Source organism: Lysinibacillus sp. KU-BSD001 (genome assembly GCF_042920265.1).
Taxonomy (GTDB): Bacteria; Bacillota; Bacilli; order Bacillales_A; family Planococcaceae; genus Lysinibacillus_B.
The window spans coordinates 258,066-282,719 of the sequence record NZ_JBDQZI010000005.1 but is presented as its reverse complement, the minus strand read 5'-3'; the positions used below and the strand labels follow the sequence as shown (position 1 = coordinate 282,719).

Sequence of the window (24,654 nt, the reverse complement as noted above, 5' to 3'; positions counted from 1 at the left end):
CACTCTCAATGTAGCAGCAAGTGGAGGCGTGTCGTTAAGCTATCAATGGTATAGCAACACAACGAATAGTACGAGTGGTGGAACGCTCATTCCTGGAGCAACAAGTGCAACGTATGCCCCACCAACGGATACTGCAGGCACAATGTATTATTACGTAGTAGTGACAAACACTGATTCAAATGCAACAGGGAATCAAGTAGCGACGGTCACTAGTAATGTAGTGGCTGTGAATACAAAAAGCGCAAACGCTAACTTAAGTGCTTTAACATTATCTAGCGGAACATTAAGCCCGGTATTTGATAAAAATACACAAACTTATAAAGTGAATGTACCATATTCTACTAGTAGTATTACTATAACACCTACAGTAGAAGACACAGAAAAGGCAACCGTTACAGTAAATGGTCAACCATCTCCAACGGTTGTTTCATTAACTGTTGGAGATAATACAATTCAAGTTGTGGTAAGGGCAGACAATGACGTAACAACTAAGACATATACGGTTAATGTCAACCGTGCGAAAGAATCATCTGGCGGAGGCGGTGGCTATATCCCTAATCCACAACCAGGGGGGGCAGAACCAATAGAATCACCATCATCTCAACTTGTCATCTCACGTGTTGTAGAAAATGGTGAAGTGATATATAGAGCGAATATTACACTGGAAAATGTACAAGCCATCGTTCGTGACTTAGCCAGCCAAAACGAGCGAACGGCACGTGTTATTTTCCCGTCGGAGGCGACGAGGATAGAATCAACGCTACCGAGAAGTGCCGCTGAATTTTTAGCAAGTAACCAGACAGATGTGTTTGTTCAAACAACACTTGGCAACATGCTTGTTCCACATACGTCTTTAAGTGGGGTAACAAACGATGTATTTTTCCGCATTGTCCCTGTACAACGAGAAAGACAGGAAGCAATCCAAACGAACGCGGTTAACAATCAACAAGTACAAGCGTTTGTGCCAAACCGTATGACCGTGACACTATTAGGTAATCCGGTCACAATTGAAACAAATATGCAAAATCGACCGGTCACAATCACTTTGCCTATCCCAACTGATGCGACAGATGAACAGATTGCAGCACTGTTCGTCTATATCGAACATAGTGATGGTTCAACAGAGGTGAAACGTGGACGCATCGTAGAATTTAAACCAGGTGTGAAAGGAATCGCGTTTGACGTGCAACACTTCTCCACGTTCTCGTTACTATATCCATCCGACGTCCAAACGGAGGAAGTGGCGACAAAGACCGTAGCACCTTATATTCAAGGGTATCCAGATGGCACGTTTAAGCCGAACGCTTTTGTCACACGTGCCCAAATGGCCACAATGCTTGCACGCTTCTTAACAAATGGTGATATCCCACAAGCAGAGGCGACATTCGCAGACACGCGTAACAGCGATGCAAAGGATGCGATTGAGTTTGTGAAGCAAACCGGTTTATTTAACGGGGTAACCGAAACGACGTTCGATCCAAATGGTTCGATTACACGTGCCCAAATGGCAAGTGTCGTGATGCGCTGGATAGAAAAAGTTTGTGTACAAGACGATTCAAAATCCTATTGCCAAGCAGCGGGCCAAGGCAAAACATTTGCAGATGTCCCTAGCAATCACTGGGCAGCCACTGCCATTGAAAAAATAAGTGCACTCGGCATCATGACGGGCAATAGCGCAACAACCTTTAATCCAAACGGTTCGTTAACACGTGCACAAGCAGTGAAGGTCCTCAATCAACTATTTGAACGACCAGCATTGAAAGAAATGACAACAACTACATTTAAAGACGTATCTTTAACACATTGGGCAATTGGAGATATTGAGGCAGCTGCAACCGAAATGATTGTCAAAAAATAAAAACAAAAACTACACCGGTACGGTGGGGAAAGATTCCACCGTTACTTGTGTAGTTTTTTATTGCGATGTCATGTGAACAAAGCATCGCTTGGACACATTAAGTGCTTAACATTGTTAATCCTCATTTTATTTATGCTTGCAGATTACATTACTGGGCTAGTAGCTACATGGATTAACAAAGAATTAAATAGTCGAGTAGGGCTAACAAGGTTTGCGCGAAAGATGTACATTTTAGTTTTAATCGGAATGGTATATGCGCTAGAATTTACAGCTAGTCATTATGTAGATTTCGATATTTTGGGGGGCTACATCGGTGACGGTGCAGCATTCGCTTATATTGCTATTGAGTTTATTAGCATTACTGAAAACGGCGTTAAAATGGGGGCGCCGATGCCTCCGTATATTAAAAATCTTTTGAAGTTGGTAAAAGATAATACTGGTATGAATGAAGAGGGGGAAGCAAAATGAGTTACGTATTTAAACAAGTATTTTTATCATCAAGCAAGCACAAGTTGAAAAGTCCATACTCAATGACGCCTCAATTTATTACTGTGCATAACACAGCAAATGAGGCTGCATACCATAATCGTAATAACAACCAAGTGAGTTATCATGTGGCCATCGATGACAAAGAAGTGATCCAGTGCATTCCATTTAATCGTAACGCTTGGCATTGTGGTGATGGTGCTAATGGTACGGGAAACCGAAAGTCAATTGGCATTGAAATTTGTTACAGTAAATCAGGTGGAGAACGCTATAAACAAGCTGAAGAAAATGCAGTCCAATATATCGCTAAATTACTTCACCAGTACGGATGGGGAATTGATCGCGTGAAAAAGCACCAAGATTGGTCAGGGAAATATTGCCCGCACCGAATCTTGTCCGAAGGTCGTTGGGATGCATTCAAAAAACGTGTACAAGTAGAATTACACAAATTGAAAAATGCTAAAGTCGCAGTAAGTTCTAAACCATTGACTTTAAATGCAACAGCTCAAAAAGAGTTGAATTCAAATCGTTATAAAATGAAGAAACTAATTGCTGGTGCTTATAAGAAAGGTATTTTCACGTTTGATCACACAAGTAAGGTCAATTCATATACTGACGATGAATTGGCAAGCTATGCATTCATTTACACTATCCGTAAAGCCGAATAAATAAGTACAAGCTTTATCTTAGTGAGATTATTTTATTGAATATAAAAAGCAAAAAGGCACCCCAATTTAGAGGTACCTTTTTGCTTTTAACCCTTACAGCTGCCCGTTTTATCTCCCCATAATTCTCCTCAAAAAGAGCGTTTTTGTATGGATTTGTATGGAGGGTATTACTTTAACAGTTTTATCATGAATGTTGATATATCAACGTTTGCAAGGTTTTTTTCGCTTGTATGGACTACTTTAAACCTTGACTTTCCTTCCACTCCAGGAATTCATCATACGTACATTGCTTGTCTAAAATTGAGCCGTCTTCACGGATTTCAATGACACGGTTCGCAATTGTTTGGATGAATTGGTGGTCATGTGATGTGAATAACATCGCACCTTTGAAGCGGATTAAGCCTTCGTTTAGCGCTTGAATGGATTCAAGGTCTAAATGGTTCGTTGGCTCATCTAAAATAAGAACGTTTGAGTTCGCTAACATCATTTTTGATAGCATACAACGAACTTTTTCTCCACCTGATAAAACAGCAGGTGATTTTTTCACCTCTTCACCAGAGAATAACATACGACCTAAGAAGCCGCGTAAGAAGCTTTCTGTTTCGTCTTCTGGTGAGTATTGGCGTAACCATTCGACTAATGTTTTTTCACTGCCTGTGAAATATTTGTCGTGGTCGTTTTCAAAGTAGCTTTGAGACGTAGTGACACCCCATTTGAATGTACCAGCGTCCGCCTGTGCTTGCTCCATTAAAATATCAAATAATGCAGTTTTCGCATTTGGACTACCAAGTAATACGACTTTGTCTTCCTTGTTCATCGAGAAACGAATGTCTTTAAATAATGTTTCGCCCTCTAGTGAAGCTGTTAAACCGTCAACCGTTAATACATCATTCCCGATTTCACGACCAATTTGGAAGTTAATGAATGGGTATTTACGGCTTGATGGACGAATGTCGTCAAGCTCGATTTTATCCAGCATTTTTTTACGAGACGTTGCTTGCTTCGATTTAGAAGCGTTCGCAGAGAAGCGTGCAATGAATGCTTGTAATTCTTTAATCTTCTCTTCTTTTTTTGCATTTTGGTCAGATTGCATTTTTTGTGCTAATTGACTGGATTCATACCAGAAATCGTAGTTACCAACATATAATTGAATTTTCCCGAAGTCAAGGTCCGCAATGTGCGTACATACTTTGTTTAAGAAGTGACGGTCATGGGATACAACAATTACTGTGTTTTCGAAGTTGATTAAAAACTCTTCTAACCATTGGATTGCCTTTAAGTCAAGGTGGTTGGTAGGCTCATCTAGTAATAGTACATCTGGCTCACCGAATAGTGCTTGTGCAAGTAAAACTTTTACTTTTTCAGCGCCTTCTAGATCCGCCATTTTTGTATAATGTAATTCATCACCAATGCCTAAACCATTTAGAAGTGTTGCTGCGTCAGATTCTGCTACCCAGCCGTTCATTTCCGCGAATTCGCCTTCAAGCTCTGCTGCACGCATACCATCTTCATCAGAAAACTCTTCTTTTGCATAAATAGCGTCTTTTTCTTTCATGACTTCATATAGACGTTTGTTCCCCATAATAACGGTCTCTAAAACAGTGAACTCATCGTATTCGAAGTGATTTTGCTTAAGAACAGATAAACGCTCGTCCTTACCCATTGATACGTGGCCTTCTTGGGCCTCAATATCACCAGCTAAAATTTTTAAAAATGTTGATTTACCAGCACCATTCGCCCCGATTAGTCCGTAACAGTTGCCTGGTGTGAATTTAATATTTACGTCGTCAAATAATTTACGGTCGCCATAGCGAAGACCTACACCACTTACTTGAATCATGTAAGTTCCTCCTCATTTATCTACTAATTGCTTTAAACTTTTTCTGTTTCATACACAATGTTTCTATTATAGCATGATTAGTTGTGGTTTTAAAATGGTAAAACTGCAGTATCGACACCATTCTATACATAGATTTCTTTTTCTATGCGATTATGTTGTCAGACAACTTGAAATATGCTTTACTAACAGAGTGAACTAGAGAGAATAGAGGTTTTTATATGCAACAAGTAAAAGGGTGGCATGTAGGGGTTGCACTGGCAGCCATTTTCTTCGTGTCACTAAACTTACGACCTTCTGTAACAAGTATCGGACCACTACTCAACACGATTACAGATGAGTTAACTATATCAAATACACAAGTCAGTTTGCTAACGTCTATTCCGGTATTTTGTATGGGATTATTTGCGCCGCTTGCAGTTCCATTGCAAAAGAAATTAGGCTATAAATGGGCTGTTAATCTGCTTGTGATGGCAATTGGTGTAGGAACGTTGGCACGCCTCCTGTTTGGCAATTATATCGCACTTATATTGACAAGCTTTATCGTAGGTTTTGCGATTGCAATTATTAGCCCAATTATTAATGCCTTTATTAAGGAGCGTTTTGCACATAAAATAGCACCGGTAGTTGGATTGTATTCGCTGGCGATGGGGGCCGGGGCAACGATTAGTGCTGGGTTGACGGGGGTATTGTTTGCCCAATTGCAATCATGGCAAATCGCCCTTGGTGTATGGGGCGTTTTAGCCGTTCCCGCACTTATTTTATGGACGATAGCAGCTGGTCCAAAAGAGCAACGTATTAGCAAAGCTCAAGTAGAAGAGCCTTCCCGCAATCCGTGGAAAACGAAGACAGCTTGGCTCATTCTATTATATTTCGGTTTGCAAACATCGGTGTTCTTCTCGCTAACGACATGGCTATCACCGATTGCACAGGAGCAAGGCTTGACACTAATTACAGCGGGCTCGGTATTAACGACAATGTCGATTGTGCAACTGATAGGCAATTTATTTATTCCGTTGCTGATTAATAAATTTCCGAATCGCGTAATGTGGCTCTACATTTTATTGACAATCGGGATCATCGGAGCAGGGGTTTTACTTATTCCAGCAAACTGGGCATTATGGGTAGCGGCTGTTATTTTAGGGGTTGCCTTATCCGGTTTATTCCCAATTGGCTTGATGTTACCGCTCGATGAAGCGAAAAATAACGCAGAGGCAAGTTCATGGAGCTCGATGGTATTATCAGGGGGCTTTATGATGAGTGCGATTGTACCACTGCTAATTGGCGTCGTATACGATTTAACAGGGACACATATTATCTCGAAATGGATAGTAGTCGGGTTATTTTCGTTAATGTTTGTAGTGGTGTATTTATACCAACAGCATAAAAAGCATGTATAATAGGAAGCAGTCCGTCTGACGGGCTGCTTTTTCGTATAATTGAAGATTAAGCAAGTATTTGCAGTGGAGGAAAGATGAAAAAGATAATTATATTATGTCTAATAGTTCTGACTGGATGCTCTCAAGGCGGCTTTGAATCAGTTAGTCAAGTGTTGCCAGAGAGCAAGCCTGTTCAGAAAGAAGTGATGGACGCGAACGTCAAGGTGTACAGTGTAGCGGGTAGTACAGACGGCATTGTCTTTTTAGCGGATGGGCGAGATAAATGGATCGTGACAGAGGCTGCTGTGATGCGCGATCATCCGAAAGCACTCATTGAGACGAGTAACGGTCAGCAGCTTGAAGCAAAATTACAAGCTTTTTCTGTGGAAGATAATAGCGCGATTCTTCACCTACGAAATAGCGCAGATGTAGAAGCAGTGGAGCAGGGCAATCAACAACAACTTGTAGACATGTTAGAAACAGAAACGTTAACTGCAATGGAACGTTACACGTTACATAACGCCTTTAAAGAGACAGAAGTACCGCAAAAATACGATATGACTGTACTTGAACAGTACGAAAAGCCAACATTTGAGTATAATCCAGATGCACTAGAAGCATTTATCCATACATTTAATGCCGCATTTAATCAATATGTAGCATCAAACGATTTTGCACAAGTTGAACCGTATATTTTATCGGATTTACTGAAGGAAGCAATGGTAAATGAAGAAAAAAAGCTTTTAATCGAGAACTTCGAGGTGACGGAAATCGGTCAGTCCGGTTTTGAATGGTACATCAAAGGACAAACAAAGGAGTTTCCGATTGTTTATAAAATCAATTTAGTAGATGATAACTATTATATTACGTATTTACAAATTGAAAAATAGAAGCTCTTTTTTGCATGGAGGAAAATCATTATAATAATATTATGTAAACAAAAATGAAAGGGAGGCAGTAAATTGCTACAAAAAGCGAATAACATATTACAACAGTACTTTGGTTATACGTCATTTCGAGATGGTCAGCAACAAGCAATTGCGTCTGTTTTAGCTGGGAGAGATACGCTTGTCGTCATGCCAACAGGGGGAGGGAAATCACTTTGTTATCAAGTGCCTGCTCTTACGTTACCGGGGACGACGATTGTCATTTCACCGCTTATTTCTTTAATGAAAGACCAAGTAGATATGCTCCGAACAAGTGGCATTCAGGCTGCTTTTATTAATAGCTCCATCAGTTATGAAGAAGCAGAGGATGTATTGTACCAAGCGAGAATAGGAGACTTAAAGCTACTTTATATCGCGCCTGAACGATTAGAAAATGAAGCATTTTGTATGACTTTAGCCAATTTACATGTGCCACTAATCGCGATCGATGAAGCACATTGTATTTCCCAATGGGGACATGATTTTAGGCCAAGCTATCGTCTTTTACATCGTATAAAGGATTTATGGATGGAAAAGCCGACAATTGTGGCCCTAACAGCAACTGCCACACCTCATGTAAGGCAGGATATATGTGAATTGTTAAGCATCTCACCAAATGATACATTCATTACAGGGTTTAGCCGTCCAAACTTAGCATTTTCTGTTTTACGAGGAGAAAACCGAGAGCGGTATATTGTGGAATATGCTACGAATAATCGACAAGATGCAGGGATTATTTATTGTGCCACAAGAAAAGCAGTGGAGCAGGTGTATATGTTGCTTGAAAAAAAGGGCATGCATGTCGGGAAGTATCATGGTGGTCTTGGGGACGAGGAACGATCTATCATGCAGCAACGATTTTTAAATGATGAATTAACGGTCATGGTTGCAACGAATGCGTTTGGGATGGGGATTAATAAAACGAATGTACGTTATGTCATGCATTATCAAATGCCGCGCAATATGGAAAGCTACTATCAAGAAGCCGGACGAGCAGGGCGTGATGGGTTGCCGAGTGAATGTATTCTTCTGTACGCATCAAGTGATGAGCAGACACAGCGCTTTTTAATCGATCAAGCACAGGATCGCTCGCGCATCCCGTTTGAATTAACAAAATTACAAGAAATGATCGATTATTGCCATACAGAAGATTGTTTACAAAACTACATAACACGTTACTTTGGCGAACAAACGGACATCGCTTGTGGCAAATGTAATCATTGCAAGGATGAACGACCGCAAGTAGATATGACCGTAGAGGCGCAAAAAGTATTATCGTGTGTTGTACGGATGGGACAAAAGTTTGGGAAAGTATTAGTAAGTCAAGTGCTAGCAGGTTCGAGTAATAAAAAAGTGCAAGAGCTTGGATTTAATCGCCTCCCAACATACGGGATTTTAAAAGAAATGAACGCAAAAGAAATTGCGCAATTTATTGAGTTTTGTATTGCTGAAAAATTACTAGCTGTGAGCAATGGGCAATTTCCAACGATTTTTATGACGGAGCTCGGAAAAGAAGTGTTAACGGGCCAACGAAAAGTGCTGCGCCGAAGTGCACCAGTAGTCAAAGCCATTTCTGACCAAGACCCTCTATTTGAACATTTACGCGAAATTCGTAAAGACATTGCGGCGAAAGAAGCCGTCCCACCATACGTTGTGTTCTCGGATAAAACGCTAAAAGAGTTTTGTGAAAAACGACCAAAAACAGCCAATGCCTTTTTAGCTATTAGTGGAGTAGGGGAAAATAAACTCACTAAATATGGCGAACTATTTATGGAAGCGATTATTAACTGGGAACAAAATGAAGCAACAATAGTTGTAGATTAATGCTATAATTTTATTATGTAAACCATTATATAAAGAAACAAAACTGCCCGTAGTGAGCGGGCAGTTTGCTTATCCCCAATATTCTTTCAAAAACGTATCGCGGCCAGATTTTTCGCGGTCCTCTTTATAATGCTCAGGCTCTTTTTGATAGTAATCTTGATGATAATCTTCCGCTTTATAGAACGTGTTGGCATCACGAATTTCTGTCACAATGGGCTTTTTAAAGCGGCCGCTTGCTGCTAATTGAACTTTAGATTGTTCAGCTAGCTGACGTTGCGTTTCGTTATGTACAAAGATGGCTGTTTTATAAGACTCACCGCGGTCGTGAAATTGTCCACCATCATCTGTCGGGTCGATTTGCATCCAGTAAATGTCTAATAACTGTTCATAGCTAAATACGTAAGGGTCAAATTCGATTTGTACGACTTCTAAATGACCAGAAGTTCCTTTTTTTACATCCTCATATGTTGGATTTTCTACGTGACCACCCATATAGCCACTCGTTACTTTATGTATACCGTCCCACTGATCAAATGGCTTCACCATACACCAAAAACAGCCACCTGCAAATGTTGCTTTTTCCAACTAAAAACACCTCCTGAAAAATATAATTATTGTAGCATGCTACTTGTTTCTGCACAAAATATTCGCTTAAGTGCAGGAATCTGCAAATTTCTGTCATGCATAGTATAATAAAGCAACATAAGATGGAAACATATTCATAAGTACAACGTCATATAGTCGATGAATCGAGAAGGAGTTTTTATATGGAAGAACAAAAAGAACGCCGTTATCAAAAAAAGAAATTACGTAAAGGCCGCGTTTTATTTACCGTCTTAATTCTTGCTTTATTAGGCATTGGTACATATGGCGTCATGCAGTATCGAGCTGGTTTACAGCTTGCAGGTGAAGCGAATACTGCTGCACCAGAGCCGTTTGTCCCCGACGAAAAAGAAGATGAAACGGTCAATTATTTACTGCTTGGTATTGATACGAGGGGGGAGGAAAAATCTCGTACAGATACGATGATGCTTGTGTCATGGCAAAAGAAAACCGATGAGATCAAGCTTGTCTCCTTTATGCGTGATATTTATGCGGAGATTCCGGGCTATCAAATGTATAAGCTAAATACCGCTTATTATTTAGGTGGTGTTCAGCTAACGAAAGATACGATTACATCGATGTTTGATGTGCCGATTCATCACTACGCTATTGTCGACTTTAAAAACTTTGAGTCGTTGATTGATATTTTAGCACCAGATGGAGTGGAAATCGATGTAGAAAAAAATATGTCCGCGAATATTGGTGTATCGCTCACACAAGGTGTGCAGCAACTAAATGGGCAACAATTACTTGGCTATGCTCGTTTCCGTATGGATCGTGAAGGGGACTTCGGTCGTGTGGAACGTCAGCAAAAAGTAATAGAGGCATTAAAAAATGAAGTATTATCGGTAGGCAATGTGAAAAACTTGCCGAAACTAGTTGGCGCGACACAAGGCTATATTACGACAGATGTATCGTCATCAGACCAATTAAAAACTGTACTTGGTGTAGCGATGAGTGGTGGAGTAGAAATTTCAAAACTAACGATTCCAGCAGAGGGAACGTTTGTTGATCGAAATTATTCACGTGTCGGAGACGTACTTGAAATAGATAAAGAAGCCAATCAACAAATTTTACATGATTTTTTAACAAGCAATTAGTCAAATATTGCACTTAATGGGAACAGGCATGATACAATAAAAATATCTTAAAATTGACGATTTGTTGGGGTGGTATTTTGGAACAAGACAGACAGAATGAACAGTTACCACAGGAGAGGTCCCACTTCTTTTCGACACGGTTCATCCGCTTTTTAGGCGGGAAAAATTTATTATTTTTATTAATTATTACGCTACTGGCAGGCTGCATTATTTTTATATTCGACAAAATCTCGTTTATATTTCAGCCATTCCTTGTGTTACTAGAAGTCGTCATTTTACCAGGCGTACTTGGCGTCATTTTGTATTATTTATTACGGCCATTTTTAAGAATTTTAATCCGATGGAAAGTGCCTCGCGTATGGGGGATTTTACTCATATTTTTAGGGCTAATTGGAGTCATTACACTACTGATTTTATTAGTAGTTCCATTCTTAAAAAATCAGTTTACCAACTTGCTACATGAGTTTCCAATATACTTTATGTCTCTCATTGATAGCGTGATATCCTTTATTAATAATTCTCGAATCAATGAATATTTAGCAACTGCCAATATTGACTATAATTTAGTATTAGAGAACATGACAGATGACTTAACAAAGACTGTCAAGGATACGGCGACAAACTTAGCGAGTGGTGTCGCAAATGGCGTAACAGGGGTTGTAACGACACTCACAGGTATCGTACTATCGCTTGTTATCGTACCATTCATTTTATTTTATTTATTATGGGAAGGCGAAAAAATGCCGAAGTTCATATTGCGCTTATTCCCACCACGCATGCGCGCATTTGTTGACGATGTGATGGAAGATATGGATAATCAAATCAGCTCGTATATTCAAGGACAAATTTTAGTATCAATTTGTATCGGCATTATGGTGACGATTGGCTTTTTAATTATTAAACTACCTTATGCATTATTACTTGGTACACTGGCAATGGTCACAAGTGTTGTCCCTTATTTAGGACCGGTTATTGCAATTACCCCAGCGCTCATTATCGCCATTGTGACAAGTCCTTTTATGGTTGTAAAAGTAGGGGTTGTTTGGACGGTTGTACAGCTGATTGAAGGGAAGTTTATTTCACCTCAAATCATGGGGAAATCACTTAGTATTCACCCGATTACAATTATTTTTGTCTTATTAACATTTGGCTCTCTATTTGGTGTACCAGGAGTGATTTTAGGTATTCCAGTCTATGCATTAATAAAAGTATTTGTCCAACATTTCTATATGCTGTTTAAAGAGCGTTATAATAAGTTCCAAACAAATACAGCAGATCAATATGAAGATATTCAATAATCGGTAGCAGCTAGCTGCCGATTTTCTTTCAGGGGGATGATCGCATGGTAAATAAATGGTTTACGACGATGGAATGTGATGGCATAAAAGTGGATACGATGCTTGATAAAACAACGCTTGTAGAAGGCGATACCGTTTCTGGACATGTCTATGTTATAGAAGAAACAGATGAAGAAAAAATTGACTATATATCGTTACGTGTATTAAAAAAGTCAGCGAATGGCATACAAACGATTGGCAAGTATGGTGTAGAGTTAGTAGGAAATATTCATACGAAGGAAATGGAAATTGTGTCGTTTGAAATCATACCTGATGAACGCTGGGCATGTGTAGAAAATGAGGAAATCATTTTTCAAACAGTCGTCGTTTTGTTAGATGGGACGGAAATAAAAGATGAAGGGATGATTACATATACGTTTTTAGAAGAATAAAGGAGCAACATTTCTTAGTACTGATAATGAGTAAATATCTAAACATATATTACCATTTGAGTAACCGTTGCTTTCCGCTCCGGCACTCGCTTTCCACGGGCGAGATCAAGCCTCCTCGTCGCTCATCCTTCGCTCCTGCGGGGTCTTGATTGTCTCGCTTTTCCCGTAGGAGTCTCGTGCCTCCGCTACAAGCAACTAGTGTTCCATAAAATAATCAATCGGTTACCAAACAGTAATGAAAGCTCCTTATTTATTACAATAGAAGCAAGTAGACAATACGTGCAAAGGGAAAGAAAACCGTTTCTTAGCAAATGTAAATACTTGTTTAGAATATTAAGAAGCACTCCACTTTGCCGTAGCGCGCCATAGCCACAGGAGCCGGAACAGGAGATCCAAACAGGCCGCGCCTGTTTTAGCTCCTGTGTAGGCTGTGGCAAAGCGCGGAGGCTACGATTACGTTTTCATTTAATATCTTTTACTATTTACCTGGTATTTTTAGGATGTATGTTTGCTCATTATGAGTTAGTAGATATTAATCAAGAATTAAAGGGGTGTCCAAAAAGCTCTTCACTTTCTGGACACCCTCTAGCATCGAAGCTACAGAATTAAACTGTAGCTTCTTTTTTTATATTGATTTTTGATAGTTTTTCAACGGCACGTGAGAGCGTTTCTACATCTTGTACAAGCGCTAGACGCATATAACCTTCACCGGCTGACCCAAATGCTGTTCCTGGTACCATTACGACACCTGTTTGGGCAATGGCTTCAAATGCAAATGATTTACTATCCATATTGTAAGGGAACTTAGCCCATACAAACATGCCACCATCGCTTGGAGCCACTTCCCAACCGATTGACGTTAAGCCGTCCATTAATGTTTTATGACGTGCTGCAAATGTTTGACGTAGGTTGGCTGTAATAGTTTCTGCGTGATCTAATGCTTTAGCTGCGACTAATTGAATTGGCTCAAAGATACCAAAATCTAAGTTTGATTTTAATTGTTTTAAAATGCTGACCATTTCCGCATTTCCTACGATATAGGCAATACGCGTTCCTGCAAGGCTAAAGCTTTTCGATAGGGAGTTAATTTCTAACCCTACTTCTTTTGCACCTGGAGTCGCTAAGAAGCTAATCGGTGCATCCCCTTTAAAGTAAAACTCCGAATAAGCTGCATCGTGTAATACAATAATATTGTATTTTTTGGCGAACGCCACCACTTCTTCAAAGTAAGCAATAGAAGGCATCGCTGGAACAGGATTACCTGGTAAGTTCAAGATTAATAGTTTAGCCTTTTGTGCAACCTCTTCTGGCACTGCTGCTAAATCAGGTAAATAACCATTTTCTTTTGTTAACGGCATATAGTAAGGCGTTGCGCCGGCTAAATGAATGCCCGCATCGTACGCGACATAGGCAGGGTTTGTTGTTAAGACGATATCACCTGGGTCACAAAATGCGACGGGCAAGTGAACGAGTCCTTCCTGTGAGCCGATTGTTTGTACGACCTCTGTTGCTGGGTCTAACGTGACACTGTTGACACGCTTGTAGTAACGACATACTGCTTCATTAAATGTTTGAATGCCTGTTAATGTATAGCCATAAGATGTTTCAAGCTTTGTCAGTTCAGACATCGTTTCGCGTAAGAAATCGGCGGGTGGAATATCTGGGCTACCTAAGCTTAAATCGATTAGCTCCATGCCTTTTGCTTGCTGATCCAGCGCAAATTGCTTTAAATCGCCGAAAATAGCTGGTGCAAATAGCGACATTTTTTGTGATGGTTGAACTTTCAAAGTAATAACACTCCTAAATAATAAAATATAAAATTTATTGTACCATAACAGCGTTGAAAAACAGGTATATATTTCAGAAAAAAGTATCTTTTCCTACTAGAAAGCAAATACAGACAGTAGCGCAGAAATCTTCGCATAAAACAATTCGTCAATCACTTAGTAATCGTTTACACTAAAGGGAAGGGATGGTGGTAGTAATGGAAGTCTATTCATTAAGTGGTCCAAGTGGAACAGGGAAAAGTACATCAGCATTAGAATTCGCCCATCAATATGGGATTGAAGGGATTATTGATGATGGTTTACTCATCGTAAACGGTGAAAAATTAGCTGGGACAAGTGCAAAGTTTGAAAAAAATACAATTACGGCTGTACGCCGTGCCATCTTTCATGATGAAGCACATCAGCAGGCAGTTATAAAGGCGTTACAAGAAGTGGATTTGAAGTCGTTACTTATCATAGGTACGAGCGATAAAATGACGAAGCAAATTGCCGATCGGTTAGACGTAGCGCCGATTGATCATTTTCATTATGTAACAGATATTCGTACAACTAAAGAAATTCAGCTAGCTAAGTTTATTCGCGAAACACAAGGGAAACATGTTATGCCCATTCCACATGCGCAAGTGGAACAAAATTTCTTTAAACGATTTGTTCAAAAGGGGAGAGAAATCTTCTTCAAAAATAAAAAAATAGGGGAAACAACGATTGTCCGCCCGGATTTTCATCAAGAAACTATTGATATCTCAAAATCGGTGTACTTGCAAGTGTTAACGCATGAATTAAGTAAACATAATGGGATTACTCGTTTTGACATTGCGCAATTAACGGTGGATTTAATGCCGTCGATGACGATTGTGATTTTTTTAAAGGCACCTGTTACATATGATGTGAGGGAAGTAGTGCGCGGCTTGCAACAACAAATTTCCGACTCATTTTACTTGCATTTTGGTATTGAACCAGAATATATAAATGTTGTTGTAAAAGGAATTAAGTAAAACTAAAAAACAGGTGGAGAAAGCAACTTTTCTTCATCTGTTTTTGCCGTTAAAACGATACTCGTAGAAAATGAGGCGATTTTTCTTTAATACGTTAGAACTAATGCATTTGAGTCGAAGATAATCTTATTATGTAGTTATAGAAATGACATTTTACATAATTATACGAGTAATAAGTATAACTATACTATCTATTTTTACAAATATAGGTAAAATAAGTTTTTTTATAGTGTTTTGTGATTTATAATGAATCACGAAATTCAAAATAGGGGTGTAAAATATGGGGAAATGTTTAAAACTATCTACCGCTGTTCTTTCTTTAATGTTATTAGCTGCATGTGGAGATGATGAAAAAACTGGATCATCAAAGGATCCAGAGACAACACCTGCAGAAACGGCTAGTGAAGCAACAACAAATACGGAGGAAGTATCTTCAGCTTCCGGCGAAATGCTTAACCCAAACATTGCTAAGCTAACAGAAGGAAATGTTGAAGTCGTCTATACAAATGAAAATCCAGGTTATATCCATGATATGAATGGATTTAAAGTAAGTGTAGATTCGTATGAAATTGTAAAAGTAACCGACATGAACAACGATTTCTATATAGAATTTGACGATCAAACAGAAGGGTATGTCATTACAGCAAAAGTAACGATAGATAATACGACGACTCAAGCGTTGTATTATCCTCTTACATTGCTCATTCAGTTAACAAGTGAATCTGATTATTTCAGTAGTGGACGTACATTTGTACGAGATGAATATCCGAAATCCGCTATTGAAACGGAATCTTCTAAATGGGGGGCAGGAGAGAAAGTAACAGGTCTTGTCACATATACATTAACAAACGATGAATTTAACTCGTTAGCTACTGTGAAGCCTAAATTTGTCATCAATGGTGGTGTAGCCGATAATAATCAATACTCAGGTAGTTTCAAAGGAAATGCCATTTTCGATTTTACGTATAGTGAAGAACAAGCTGAAGCTGTGGCCAATGCACATGTGTTCTATCCAGACCGTCTAACAACAGCAAACATGGCGGATAAAGAGCTAATTGCTGAATATACAACAATGAATGAAACGCAACAATTAGCAGATGTCAAAGTAACACTAGAAGGGATTCAATATGCAGAAATTATTCCAACAGTAGGAAACGAAGAAAGATTCCGTAACTTTGGGGATAGTGGAATTGTCGCATTAACGGCCAAATTCGTTGTCGATAATCAATCCAGTGAAAAAGTAAGCATTATGAATATCGGTTCAAAAGTGACGGTGGATCAAAATCGAGGAAACGTCTTTGCACAAGGTATGGTGGAGCCAGATCATCCTCGATATATTGAAGCGGGGGAGCAAGGGGAAAAATACCATGTTTTCTTATTTAGAAAAGATGAATTCGGCATCTATAAAACGTTTGATTTAGAATTCGGTCCGTTTGTCCAAGATGATGGCAAAAAGCAATTTAAAGGGGAAACGGTGAAATTTACATTACCAAGATAAGTGGAAGAATGACAAATCGAGTGAAGAATACAAGCCATGTTCTTCACTCGATTTAATTTTGAATGTTATTTTATTTCGTTTGACGTGTAAATTCAGGTTGGCGTTTTTCAACGAAAGCACGTACACCTTCAGCAAAATCGGTTTGTGAAACAAATGGTGTAGACCCTTCCCACAGTTTTGGCGTAGAGTCTAAGCATTCACGAACAGAACGCTTCACAGCAAGTAGAGAATCTGGCGACATACCAGCGACTAATTTCCCCATACGAATGGCAAAGCGATTTAAGTCTTTTTCCGCTACTAAATAGTTTAACATGCCCGCTTTGAACGCCTCTTCTGCTTTATACATACGCCCCGTAAAGACAAAATCTTTTGTTGCACTTGGTCCGACTAAATCAACAAGACGTTTCGCAAATTTATTGTTTAGTGTAATGCCTAATTTCCCAACTGGAATCCCCATTTTCGTTTTATCGGAACCGATACGAATGTCACAAGCTAGCGCAAGTTCTAAGCCAGCACCCATGGCAGGTCCGTTAATAACCCCGATGACTGGAATTGGTAAGTTTTCAATTGTTGAAATTGTATTTTCCATGTTGATGAAAGCAGCTTCCGCTTTTTCCAGTGAAATCGAGTTAAATTCTTTAATATCGGAGCCAGCTGTAAAGTTTTCGCCGGAACCACGTAAAATTAATACTTTATTTTTTGGATTTTCTAATGTTTGTAGGGCGATTTTGGCTAATTGATCCCACATATTTGCAGTTAATGCATTTTTAAGTTGTGGACGGTGAATCGTAATAATGGCCAAACCAGCTGTTTCTTGATAAATAATTTTCGCTTCTTCTGCTTCTAATCGAGTAGTACGTACTTGCATTTTGTTTCCCCCTGTTAATGAATTAGCCATATTATATACTACAATAACATTTTGATATACAATTAAGTGAATTTTCAAGCAAAAAGGCGCATAGGTGTAGTGATTTTCAGTATCTGTTACAGTACAGTTTCACATACCTAGTGCCAATCATAGCATAAAATTGAAAATTTGGTTATAATACAGCTTAAAAAAACGAATGTTCCGAATGAAAAACTTCACTTTAATGCATATTATACGACGCTATAGTCTATAATAATATAAAACTATACGCGTCAAAATATCTTAAAACTCAAATAAAAACACGCAACTTAATAAGGAGGTTAGATCGGTGGAGAATTATTATGCAGAAGCGTTTCGTGCATTTTTACAAAGCTTAAACAAGTCACCACATACAGTGAAGCAATATGTAAATGATGCAAAACAGTTTGAAAAGTTTTTAGATGAAGAATCGTTTCGTGATCAGTTTCAGGATGGATTAAAAGCTTATATTAACCATCTTTATACACATTACAATACAGCTAATTCCGTTAACCGTAAGTTAGCGGCGATGCGAGCTTACCTAGAGTTTTTATATAGTCGAAAATATATTGACTCGTATAATGAAACATTACTAGAGCCAGTAGCAAAAAAAGTAACCAAATTATTTGCATTAACTGAATGTGAACTACGACAAGTACTGGACTGTTGGCATAACCTATATAAAATTGCTCAAACGGAGGAGCATGCGTGGCTTGCGATGCGAAACCTTACGATTACGTATGCGATTGCCATGCTTGGCATTAAACCAGCAGAGCTTGTAAAAATGAAATGGTCCCATATAAATGAAAATGAAATGACGATTCATATTATGGAAAGAAGTACGTATCGCACGTTAGACTTACCGGAAAAATTACTGGAAATCCTGTTGCAATATAAGCAAGAAACGGAGATGTTTTTCTCACAGTTAGAACAGATTGATGATGTTTGGCTAGGTGTCGGGAATAAGCTCGGCGAACCGATTACGGTGAAAACGGTGGAACGCGTATTTTTACAAATGTCTCAGTTACTCGGTTTTAAAGTAACATGCACAAATCTCCGTTATACGGTGATTGAGATGTATATGCAGCAAGAAGAAACAGATGACTTATTTGAAAAGTTTGGCTATGCACGAAAAGGAGTGCTCATTGAACGGCATAAGCGTCTACTGAAGGAGGAATAAAATGAGCATTAATCTAATGGGAGCGTCTATTACGGAAATGCTGAAAGAAAAAGGGGTTATCGGTGAAACGGCTAAAAAACCACTAGAGGAATATCCATACAAGGGAGTAGAGAACGGCTTGCTACATGTATCGTTAGCAGCAGAAAATGAATGCCAAATCCGCGCCATGATGCTAACGAACTGGACGATTGATAAAAGTGCCATTGTGGTTGAGGGATAGCCGATGGAACTTTTACTATCAATTATTATATTCATCATTGTCGTTAGCATCTTGTGGAGTATTGCAAAGTGGCTCATTAAATTCGCGGTCATACTATTTATTTTTTATATTATTTACCAAATCTTTATGGCAATGCCTGGTCTTTGAATGGGACTGGGCTTTTTACTGTTTACCTATTGTTAGGTTTAGTCATGATTTGCATAGTTAGCAATACGCTAACGACCGTAACGACGATTAGAAAAATCAGTTCGTTTTTAGGCAAAGTAAAACCATCACCCATCAAAAAGTAAACTATGCAACCTAATGAGTTTAAGCCGAATAGCGTTCCCCAAATCACCTCTTTGAATCGTTTATACAATCCTTCTCCATCAAAATAATTGATATAAAAGAAACAGACTAAGCCCATACCTAATACAAGCAGTATCGGCTGAATAAATGATGAGGATGTTACCGTAGCAGGTTGTTCCCAAGACATATCAACAAAAAGAATGTTTCCAAGGTGCACCATGTTAAAAGTTAAGACATAGAGAAGAACAAAACCGAATACAATCCATTCAGAGACACAGCCCATCAAAAACACAATTTTTCTCGCCATGTTCGTACCTACCATTTCGTTTGTATTATTCACTTAAAGTTTTGACGAGTAGATATAGGTAAAAGTTTCTTTTTTAGGGGGATAATTAGGATAATAAATGTATATATAATTTTATGTGCAAATGTAATCCTTTTACAACAGTTACAGACCGATTTGCTGGGGCTCGTTTTGAATGAAAATAAAAAGAAACTACTAATGGTTATAATGTAAACGCCATGAATCTTTTTTATATTGATGAATAAACATTATATATAGATCTTCTATACGAGGAGAGAATCCATGAAAAAAATTTTATTATTATTTCCTATATGTCTCATGCTTATTTCTTGCAAAGATAAAGAGGAAATCACTGAGTCTCCTGTCATACCAGTGAGTACTACTGCTTATACACTTATGGAAGAAGACGTGATTAATAAGTATGGCGACATTACGAATTTAGAGCGCTTTGAAGCTTTTGTTGGGCATGTAGAAGATAGTACAAGTGATAAAGTACGAATTGTCAGCTACACAACGGAAGGGGATGCCATTTACAAACATCTTATATATAATGATAATAGTATTATGTATACTATTGATTCTACGCAAGATCGCTATGGCGAACAAACAGTTGCTGCTACAACATGTCAATCGATTGAAAAGCTCGAAACAAGTGAACTTAGCGTTTATAAATTAATAGCCTGTGAAGAAGAACTAGATGATTTGCTGTTAATAATAGAAAAGTAAATTCGTGCTACAGCTACAAATGAATTGAAACAGATGTGCCAATCGGAATCATTCTTGCCAACTCCTCTACATCACGATTATACATACGTATACATCCTCTTGAAACAGCTTGACCAATTGAACTCGGATTATTCGTACCATGAATACCGTAATGTTCTTTCGATAAACTCATCCACATCGTACCAAATGGACCACCGGGGTTCGGGGCTTTATTAATAATAATAAAGTTACCTTCAGGTGTTCTATTTAACATTTTTCCAACAGCGATTGGATACTGTTTTTGCAATACATTATTTTTGAATAACCGAAGTGTACGCTTGTTAATCGAAATATCGATATGATAAGGAATTGTACTTGGGTCAGGAAATCCAGGTATTTGAATCGGTTGACCAATATAAAGAACATCTGGATTGATCGTTGGATTGGCACTAATAATCGAAGAAAGCGGTATGCGGTAATCTCTAGCAATTTGGCTAAGTGTTTCACCAGGTTTCACAATATGAATCATCATTAATCACCTCTGCAAAATATGTATTCGAGCTTAGGTCTGTCGCAGTCCTAAGCTCTGCCAGTTGTTTGAGTAAGTTTGTTTGAGTGGATAATAGTATGGAGAGGTTTTAGCCGAAGAAACATGTAAAAGTAAGAAGGTTATCACGATTGATTGTTCGATAAGTCCAGCCAGATCTTGTGCTCCAGCGGAATCCAATAATTAGATTTCTCGTTACAGCAACAGGGTAGAACCAAAAACTTCTTCCGTTTCGTAACCAGACATATGTGTTACGGTACAGGCAAATGCGAATGTCCCAACCACCACCATGCATTGCTTGAGCACCGTAAGTGGAAGGCATTGGAGGTGTGAAATTTGGTGGTGGTGCCATTGGTGTTGGACCTCCAGGTTGTGGTGGTCTACCACCGCCACCGCCTCCAGATGGTCCTCCAAATGGTGGTGGTCCCCCAGGCGGAGGAGCTGGCCATCCTCCTGGCCCTTGTGGGAAAAATCGTTGGTTTGGCGAGTCGAAATCATCAAAAGGGTTGTTATACAAGAGTGCATACCTTCTTTCATTATAATTTCATATTAATCTATGTGAAAATATAAAAGATGTGAATATAGGCGCAGGCACACACATTGTTTCTAGGCTTAAAATACTGTATCAATGAATGTAAAAATATAAAAAGAGAACGCCTAGAGTGTCATTAATATAAGCAACTCATCGGTATTTTTCTTTTTTCTTCCACTATTTTCCGAATTAGACAGCTCCTTCTTGAAAAAAGCAAGAACTGAGTGAATACAAAGCGATTTACATAATACATCGCCTTTATCAGCTATTTAAAAGAACGGTCGCAAATATCATTGGTATAAGAAAATAACCGTTTTTGATACTCTATGGATTGTGTATGAAAAGACTATGAAGCATAAAAAAGTTGCCTAGCAAAAAAATTGTATTTTAATAATCTTGTTTGTGATTCCTAATTGCCCATCACTTTCTATTTTTAGAACAAGGATCATTTCGTATTTAGTCATTTATGTTGTTAGCTTGATAGGCATGGGGTACAGCCAACATTTCGGGAATTTTGTACGCTTTATGTTGAATACTTAATATTTACTCCACTATTCATAGCTAAAAACTGTACAAAGTGAAAATATCCTTCACTATTTTCACTTATTTTTTATAGACAGCTGTATAAAGCTTTTCTTAGTGCAAGTTCTCTTGGTTCATTTGCCATGCCAAATCCATGTTTGTTCATCGCATAAGCATAACCTAACTTTTCATCTGGATCAGCAAAACAGAACGAACCTCCTGCACCTGGATGACCAAAAGAGCTTTCACTTCGTCCAAATTTCATATCTGAAAAGTGTTTCCAAAATCCTAAAGAATAGGCGATGTTTAGACAATTCACATGATCATAATACCCTGATGTCGGAGGGATAGCCCTTTTCTTTAATTCATTCATTGTTTCTTCTTTTAATCCGAGAGATTTTGCATCACTAGCAAAAGCACCATAAATTTTTGCCATTGCTCTTACTTGCCCTACACCATTTCCTGAAGGGAATTCAATAGATAAAATAGGACGATGATTAAAATTATCATTTGCTACGAATTTTTTTGGATCTATTAAACTTCTAGCTACTAATGACTTTGTATTCAGAAAACCAAGTAACATTTTTATAGGTAGCTTTGTCATCCCCTTAAGTAACTGAATGGGGTGATTTATTCCTTCAATCGTTGTAATTTTCTCTTCAGAAATATATTTAGGAAGACCAATATAAAACTCCGCTTTTAGTGGTTCTGCTATTTCTTCTTGAAAGAAATCTTTTAGGGTCCGATGTTTAGGGTCTGTTCTTTTAATTAGTTCTCCAATTAAGGTTCCAATTGTCCAGGCATGATAGCCTTGAATTTTCCCAATTTCCCAAGCAGGTTTGCTTGCAGCGAGAGAATTTGATAGGCGAGAGGTATCTAAGTCTTCTAACATATCAATTTTGAGTTCATTGAGAGGTGATAATCCAGCTTGATGTGCCAGAAGCTGTCTAACGGTTATTTTGTCTTTTCCATTCTGAGCAAACTCAGGCCAATATGAACACACTTTCTCATCATAGTTAATGTAACCTTTAGAATGTGCTAAACTTAAGGCCAGCGCAGCAAACCCCTTTGTAGCAGAAAACACTTGAACCAGTGTATCTTTTTCCCATGCTGCACGAGTTTGTCGATTTCGATATCCACCCCATAAATCAACGACTGCTTCATTGTTAATGTATACAGAAAAGGCCGCTCCAACTTCTCCTCTTTCACTAAAATTTTTAATAAACTCATCCTTTACCCGTTCAAATCCCGGTGCAACAAATCCATGAACTAATATATTATTTTTTGTTGCCATGTCTTTTCTCCTTTATTGTATAATCTGACCTTTTATCACAGCTAATATTTATGTATTTACAAAATACTAATAATTCAATAAAATAAACTTATCAGATATTTGACTAAATGTATATAAATAGTCAAATAAAACAGGTGGGGATACATTATGGCAAGAATTTCATCTGAGCAGAGAAAACAGATAAAGGAGAACCTTCTCGCTAAGAGTAAAGAACTGTTTATTCAATATGGATTTTCTAAAACTAGTATTGATGATGTAGTAAATGCATGTGGAATCGCAAAGGGTTCTTTTTATTCATATTATTCATCAAAAGAAGAGCTGTTTTACGCAGTATTGCGAAAAGAGGAAGAAGTAAAAAATACAATTATTTCAGAAATTATGTGTGAGTCTCTATCTCCAAAAGAACTTTTAATTCGTTTCTTTGAATTATCTTTTAAAACTATAGAACAAAACCCATTTTTACAAAGTCTTTATCAAAGAGGTGAATATGAACGAGTTGTGAAAAGACTTCCTAAGGAACTTCTAGATCAACATGCAAAGGAAGATTTAGACAGTTCACTGGAGTTTGTGAAATTTTTACAGGGGAAAGGTGTTACAGAAAGCGATCCCGAAGTACTTATTGGTCTTTTTCGAACAACTATACTTATTCCATTACATCGACAAGAAATTGGAGAACCAGCTTATTCTAAGATGATGCAAAAAATGATTGAATGTTTATCAGAAGGTCTAACAAAACATAAAGATTCAGAGATGTAAGCTTTCATAATGGGGTACATCCACATACCCATCAAGCTAACCGTGAAAAAACCTAGCCACACCTTGAGTTTTGTACTGTGACTCATGTGTTTTGGAAAAATAAACAGACCAAATAAACCTATGAAAATATGATTTTTTTGCTAGGCGACTTTTCTTTTATTCACCCTCATTTCATAAACAACACCCAGAATATCCAAGACGGTCTGCTTCTTATAGCGATGACATTTGCGACCGTTCTTTTTGAGTAGTTGATAAAGGCGATGTAGCATGTTCAAAAGTTCATCTGTGCCAACTGCGATGGCTCGGAACAGTAATGGAAAGTAATCTTTCACCATGTAAATCGCTTTATATTCACTCAGTTCCTGCTTTTTCTTTTCAAGCAGGAACTGTCTCATTTGAAACATGGTGGAAGAACAGACCAGAATGCCAATGAGCTGGCCATATAAATGGCATTCAAGACGTTCTTTACACGCGTCAATTCCAAAGAACGACTTCCATGTTTTAAACAAAATCTCTATTTGCCAACATAGTGAATACAAGGCATGCACGTAGTTCGTCGGCACTTCTTCTGGCGGTGTGTTCGTGATATACACATTCATGCCCATTAAACCTTTACTTTTCTCCTTCATGACAATGCCTTTCTTCTTTTCACGTATTGCTTGGTTTTTCAGGCGTGTTTGCGTTTGATCGTCGGTTTGGTAATGTTCGTTGCTATTCCAACTGCACAACT

At 38.3% G+C, this 24,654-nt stretch carries 23 protein-coding genes and 2 pseudogenes; 16 read left to right on the top strand and 9 right to left on the bottom strand.

What is annotated here, in order from left to right; all coding sequences use genetic code 11:
• The 3 genes from AAGS61_RS10475 to AAGS61_RS10465 all read left to right on the top strand — a co-directional run.
• On the top strand, positions 1-1,858 hold a 1,858-nt coding region (locus tag AAGS61_RS10475; protein ID WP_391371142.1), incomplete at its 5' end, for an S-layer homology domain-containing protein.
• 111 nt (positions 1,859-1,969) lie between these two features.
• On the top strand, positions 1,970-2,326 hold the full coding sequence (locus AAGS61_RS10470; protein WP_391371141.1) for a phage holin family protein: 357 nt from the start codon (positions 1,970-1,972) through the stop codon (positions 2,324-2,326).
• Positions 2,323-3,012, top strand: coding sequence for a peptidoglycan recognition protein family protein (locus AAGS61_RS10465; protein ID WP_391371138.1), 690 nt, complete (start codon positions 2,323-2,325; stop codon positions 3,010-3,012). The genes AAGS61_RS10470 and AAGS61_RS10465 overlap by 4 nt, the downstream gene beginning before the upstream one ends.
• A 235-nt stretch (positions 3,013-3,247) precedes the next feature.
• Here AAGS61_RS10465 and AAGS61_RS10460 read toward each other — a convergent pair whose 3' ends face one another.
• On the bottom strand, positions 3,248-4,852 hold the full coding sequence (locus tag AAGS61_RS10460) for an ABC-F family ATP-binding cassette domain-containing protein (RefSeq protein WP_391371135.1): 1,605 nt from the start codon (positions 4,850-4,852) through the stop codon (positions 3,248-3,250).
• Positions 4,853-5,070: 218 nt separating this feature from the next.
• Between AAGS61_RS10460 and AAGS61_RS10455 the strand changes: the two genes are divergently transcribed.
• The 3 genes from AAGS61_RS10455 to recQ all read left to right on the top strand — a co-directional run bounded on the left by AAGS61_RS10455 (position 5,071) and on the right by recQ (position 8,978).
• Positions 5,071-6,249 (top strand): CynX/NimT family MFS transporter, encoded by a 1,179-nt coding sequence (locus AAGS61_RS10455; protein WP_391371132.1) that lies wholly within the window; start codon positions 5,071-5,073, stop codon positions 6,247-6,249.
• A gap of 74 nt (positions 6,250-6,323) precedes the next feature.
• Entirely contained in the window at positions 6,324-7,118 is a 795-nt protein-coding gene (locus tag AAGS61_RS10450; protein ID WP_391371130.1) for a hypothetical protein, read from the top strand.
• A 72-nt stretch (positions 7,119-7,190) separates the two neighbouring features.
• The gene (gene recQ, locus AAGS61_RS10445; RefSeq protein ID WP_391371127.1) at positions 7,191-8,978 is read left to right on the top strand and encodes a DNA helicase RecQ; all 1,788 of its coding nucleotides are present in this window, start codon (positions 7,191-7,193) and stop codon (positions 8,976-8,978) included.
• 69 nt (positions 8,979-9,047) lie between these two features.
• Here recQ and msrA read toward each other — a convergent pair whose 3' ends face one another.
• Positions 9,048-9,563: a peptide-methionine (S)-S-oxide reductase MsrA gene (gene msrA / locus AAGS61_RS10440; RefSeq protein WP_391371125.1), complete on the bottom strand. Its 516-nt coding sequence runs from the start codon at positions 9,561-9,563 to the stop codon at positions 9,048-9,050.
• 182 nt (positions 9,564-9,745) lie between these two features.
• Here msrA and AAGS61_RS10435 point away from each other — a divergent pair, with 182 nt between their 5' ends.
• The 3 genes from AAGS61_RS10435 (at position 9,746) to AAGS61_RS10425 (ending at position 12,410) form a co-directional block, all read left to right on the top strand.
• On the top strand, positions 9,746-10,681 hold the full coding sequence (locus AAGS61_RS10435; RefSeq protein WP_391371122.1) for an LCP family protein: 936 nt from the start codon (positions 9,746-9,748) through the stop codon (positions 10,679-10,681).
• Between the two features lie 77 nt (positions 10,682-10,758).
• Complete coding sequence (locus tag AAGS61_RS10430; protein ID WP_391371120.1) at positions 10,759-11,979, top strand: AI-2E family transporter; 1,221 nt, start codon at positions 10,759-10,761, stop codon at positions 11,977-11,979.
• Positions 11,980-12,023: 44 nt separating this feature from the next.
• Entirely contained in the window at positions 12,024-12,410 is a 387-nt protein-coding gene (locus tag AAGS61_RS10425; RefSeq protein ID WP_391371117.1) for a cysteine synthase, read from the top strand.
• A gap of 605 nt (positions 12,411-13,015) precedes the next feature.
• Here AAGS61_RS10425 and AAGS61_RS10420 read toward each other — a convergent pair.
• A complete protein-coding gene (locus AAGS61_RS10420) occupies positions 13,016-14,197 on the bottom strand; it encodes an aminotransferase class I/II-fold pyridoxal phosphate-dependent enzyme (RefSeq protein WP_391371114.1) in 1,182 nt (393 codons plus the stop codon).
• 197 nt (positions 14,198-14,394) lie between these two features.
• Between AAGS61_RS10420 and AAGS61_RS10415 the strand changes: the two genes are divergently transcribed.
• Positions 14,395-15,192 (top strand): hypothetical protein, encoded by a 798-nt coding sequence (locus AAGS61_RS10415; RefSeq protein WP_391371111.1) that lies wholly within the window; start codon positions 14,395-14,397, stop codon positions 15,190-15,192.
• A 280-nt stretch (positions 15,193-15,472) separates the two neighbouring features.
• Positions 15,473-16,690, top strand: coding sequence for a DUF5068 domain-containing protein (locus AAGS61_RS10410; protein WP_391371108.1), 1,218 nt, complete (start codon positions 15,473-15,475; stop codon positions 16,688-16,690).
• Positions 16,691-16,760: 70 nt separating this feature from the next.
• Here the strand turns inward: AAGS61_RS10410 and AAGS61_RS10405 are convergent, their stop codons facing one another.
• On the bottom strand, positions 16,761-17,558 hold the full coding sequence (locus AAGS61_RS10405; RefSeq protein WP_391371106.1) for an enoyl-CoA hydratase/isomerase family protein: 798 nt from the start codon (positions 17,556-17,558) through the stop codon (positions 16,761-16,763).
• Positions 17,559-17,886: 328 nt separating this feature from the next.
• On the opposite strand from AAGS61_RS10405, the gene AAGS61_RS10400 reads away from it, so the two are divergent.
• On the top strand, positions 17,887-18,756 hold the full coding sequence (locus tag AAGS61_RS10400; protein ID WP_391371103.1) for a tyrosine-type recombinase/integrase: 870 nt from the start codon (positions 17,887-17,889) through the stop codon (positions 18,754-18,756).
• 1 nt (position 18,757) lies between these two features.
• Positions 18,758-18,976, top strand: coding sequence for a hypothetical protein (locus tag AAGS61_RS10395; RefSeq protein ID WP_391371100.1), 219 nt, complete (start codon positions 18,758-18,760; stop codon positions 18,974-18,976).
• A 169-nt stretch (positions 18,977-19,145) separates the two neighbouring features.
• Here AAGS61_RS10395 and AAGS61_RS10390 read toward each other — a convergent pair whose 3' ends face one another.
• The gene (locus AAGS61_RS10390) at positions 19,146-19,571 is read right to left on the bottom strand and encodes a hypothetical protein (RefSeq protein WP_391371097.1); all 426 of its coding nucleotides are present in this window, start codon (positions 19,569-19,571) and stop codon (positions 19,146-19,148) included.
• Positions 19,572-19,850: 279 nt separating this feature from the next.
• Between AAGS61_RS10390 and AAGS61_RS10385 the strand changes: the two genes are divergently transcribed.
• Positions 19,851-20,294 carry a DUF4362 domain-containing protein gene (locus AAGS61_RS10385; protein WP_391371094.1) on the top strand — a complete coding sequence of 148 codons (444 nt, stop codon included), beginning with the start codon at positions 19,851-19,853 and terminating at the stop codon, positions 20,292-20,294.
• 13 nt (positions 20,295-20,307) lie between these two features.
• Here the strand turns inward: AAGS61_RS10385 and AAGS61_RS10380 are convergent, their stop codons facing one another.
• Both AAGS61_RS10380 and AAGS61_RS10375 read right to left on the bottom strand, forming a co-directional pair.
• Complete coding sequence (locus AAGS61_RS10380; RefSeq protein ID WP_391371161.1) at positions 20,308-20,802, bottom strand: L,D-transpeptidase family protein; 495 nt, start codon at positions 20,800-20,802, stop codon at positions 20,308-20,310.
• Between the two features lie 109 nt (positions 20,803-20,911).
• Positions 20,912-21,337, bottom strand: a complete 426-nt coding sequence (locus AAGS61_RS10375) for a hypothetical protein (protein ID WP_391371092.1) — start codon at positions 21,335-21,337, stop codon at positions 20,912-20,914.
• Positions 21,338-21,444: 107 nt separating this feature from the next.
• Between AAGS61_RS10375 and AAGS61_RS10370 the strand changes: the two are divergent.
• Positions 21,445-21,724: pseudogene (locus AAGS61_RS10370) on the top strand (IS4 family transposase); the annotation flags it as partial.
• Between the two features lie 238 nt (positions 21,725-21,962).
• On the opposite strand, the gene AAGS61_RS10365 reads toward AAGS61_RS10370, so the two are convergent.
• Positions 21,963-23,168: a serine hydrolase domain-containing protein gene (locus AAGS61_RS10365; protein WP_391371089.1), complete on the bottom strand. Its 1,206-nt coding sequence runs from the start codon at positions 23,166-23,168 to the stop codon at positions 21,963-21,965.
• 147 nt (positions 23,169-23,315) lie between these two features.
• Between AAGS61_RS10365 and AAGS61_RS10360 the strand changes: the two genes are divergently transcribed.
• Entirely contained in the window at positions 23,316-23,924 is a 609-nt protein-coding gene (locus tag AAGS61_RS10360) for a TetR/AcrR family transcriptional regulator (protein ID WP_391371087.1), read from the top strand.
• A 140-nt stretch (positions 23,925-24,064) separates the two neighbouring features.
• Here the strand turns inward: AAGS61_RS10360 and AAGS61_RS10355 are convergent.
• Positions 24,065-24,628: pseudogene (locus AAGS61_RS10355) on the bottom strand (transposase); the annotation flags it as partial.
• Positions 24,629-24,654 lie beyond the last annotated feature (26 nt).

Bases quoted from the DNA above. Each gene is read 5' to 3' on its own strand.
- AAGS61_RS10405 (WP_391371106.1), bottom strand. From the start codon at position 17,558: ATGCAAGTACGTACTACTCGATTAGAAGCAGAAGAAGCGAAAATTATT.
- AAGS61_RS10410 (WP_391371108.1), top strand. From the start codon at position 15,473: ATGGGGAAATGTTTAAAACTATCTACCGCTGTTCTTTCTTTAATGTTA.
- AAGS61_RS10435 (WP_391371122.1), top strand. From the start codon at position 9,746: ATGGAAGAACAAAAAGAACGCCGTTATCAAAAAAAGAAATTACGTAAA.
- AAGS61_RS10385 (WP_391371094.1), top strand. From the start codon at position 19,851: ATGAAAAAAATTTTATTATTATTTCCTATATGTCTCATGCTTATTTCT.
- AAGS61_RS10390 (WP_391371097.1), bottom strand. From the start codon at position 19,571: ATGGCGAGAAAAATTGTGTTTTTGATGGGCTGTGTCTCTGAATGGATT.
- AAGS61_RS10455 (WP_391371132.1), top strand. From the start codon at position 5,071: ATGCAACAAGTAAAAGGGTGGCATGTAGGGGTTGCACTGGCAGCCATT.
- AAGS61_RS10395 (WP_391371100.1), top strand. From the start codon at position 18,758: ATGAGCATTAATCTAATGGGAGCGTCTATTACGGAAATGCTGAAAGAA.
- AAGS61_RS10380 (WP_391371161.1), bottom strand. From the start codon at position 20,802: ATGATTCATATTGTGAAACCTGGTGAAACACTTAGCCAAATTGCTAGA.
- AAGS61_RS10450 (WP_391371130.1), top strand. From the start codon at position 6,324: ATGAAAAAGATAATTATATTATGTCTAATAGTTCTGACTGGATGCTCT.
- AAGS61_RS10415 (WP_391371111.1), top strand. From the start codon at position 14,395: ATGGAAGTCTATTCATTAAGTGGTCCAAGTGGAACAGGGAAAAGTACA.
- AAGS61_RS10460 (WP_391371135.1), bottom strand. From the start codon at position 4,852: ATGATTCAAGTAAGTGGTGTAGGTCTTCGCTATGGCGACCGTAAATTA.
- AAGS61_RS10360 (WP_391371087.1), top strand. From the start codon at position 23,316: ATGGCAAGAATTTCATCTGAGCAGAGAAAACAGATAAAGGAGAACCTT.
- AAGS61_RS10465 (WP_391371138.1), top strand. From the start codon at position 2,323: ATGAGTTACGTATTTAAACAAGTATTTTTATCATCAAGCAAGCACAAG.
- AAGS61_RS10425 (WP_391371117.1), top strand. From the start codon at position 12,024: ATGGTAAATAAATGGTTTACGACGATGGAATGTGATGGCATAAAAGTG.
- AAGS61_RS10365 (WP_391371089.1), bottom strand. From the start codon at position 23,168: ATGGCAACAAAAAATAATATATTAGTTCATGGATTTGTTGCACCGGGA.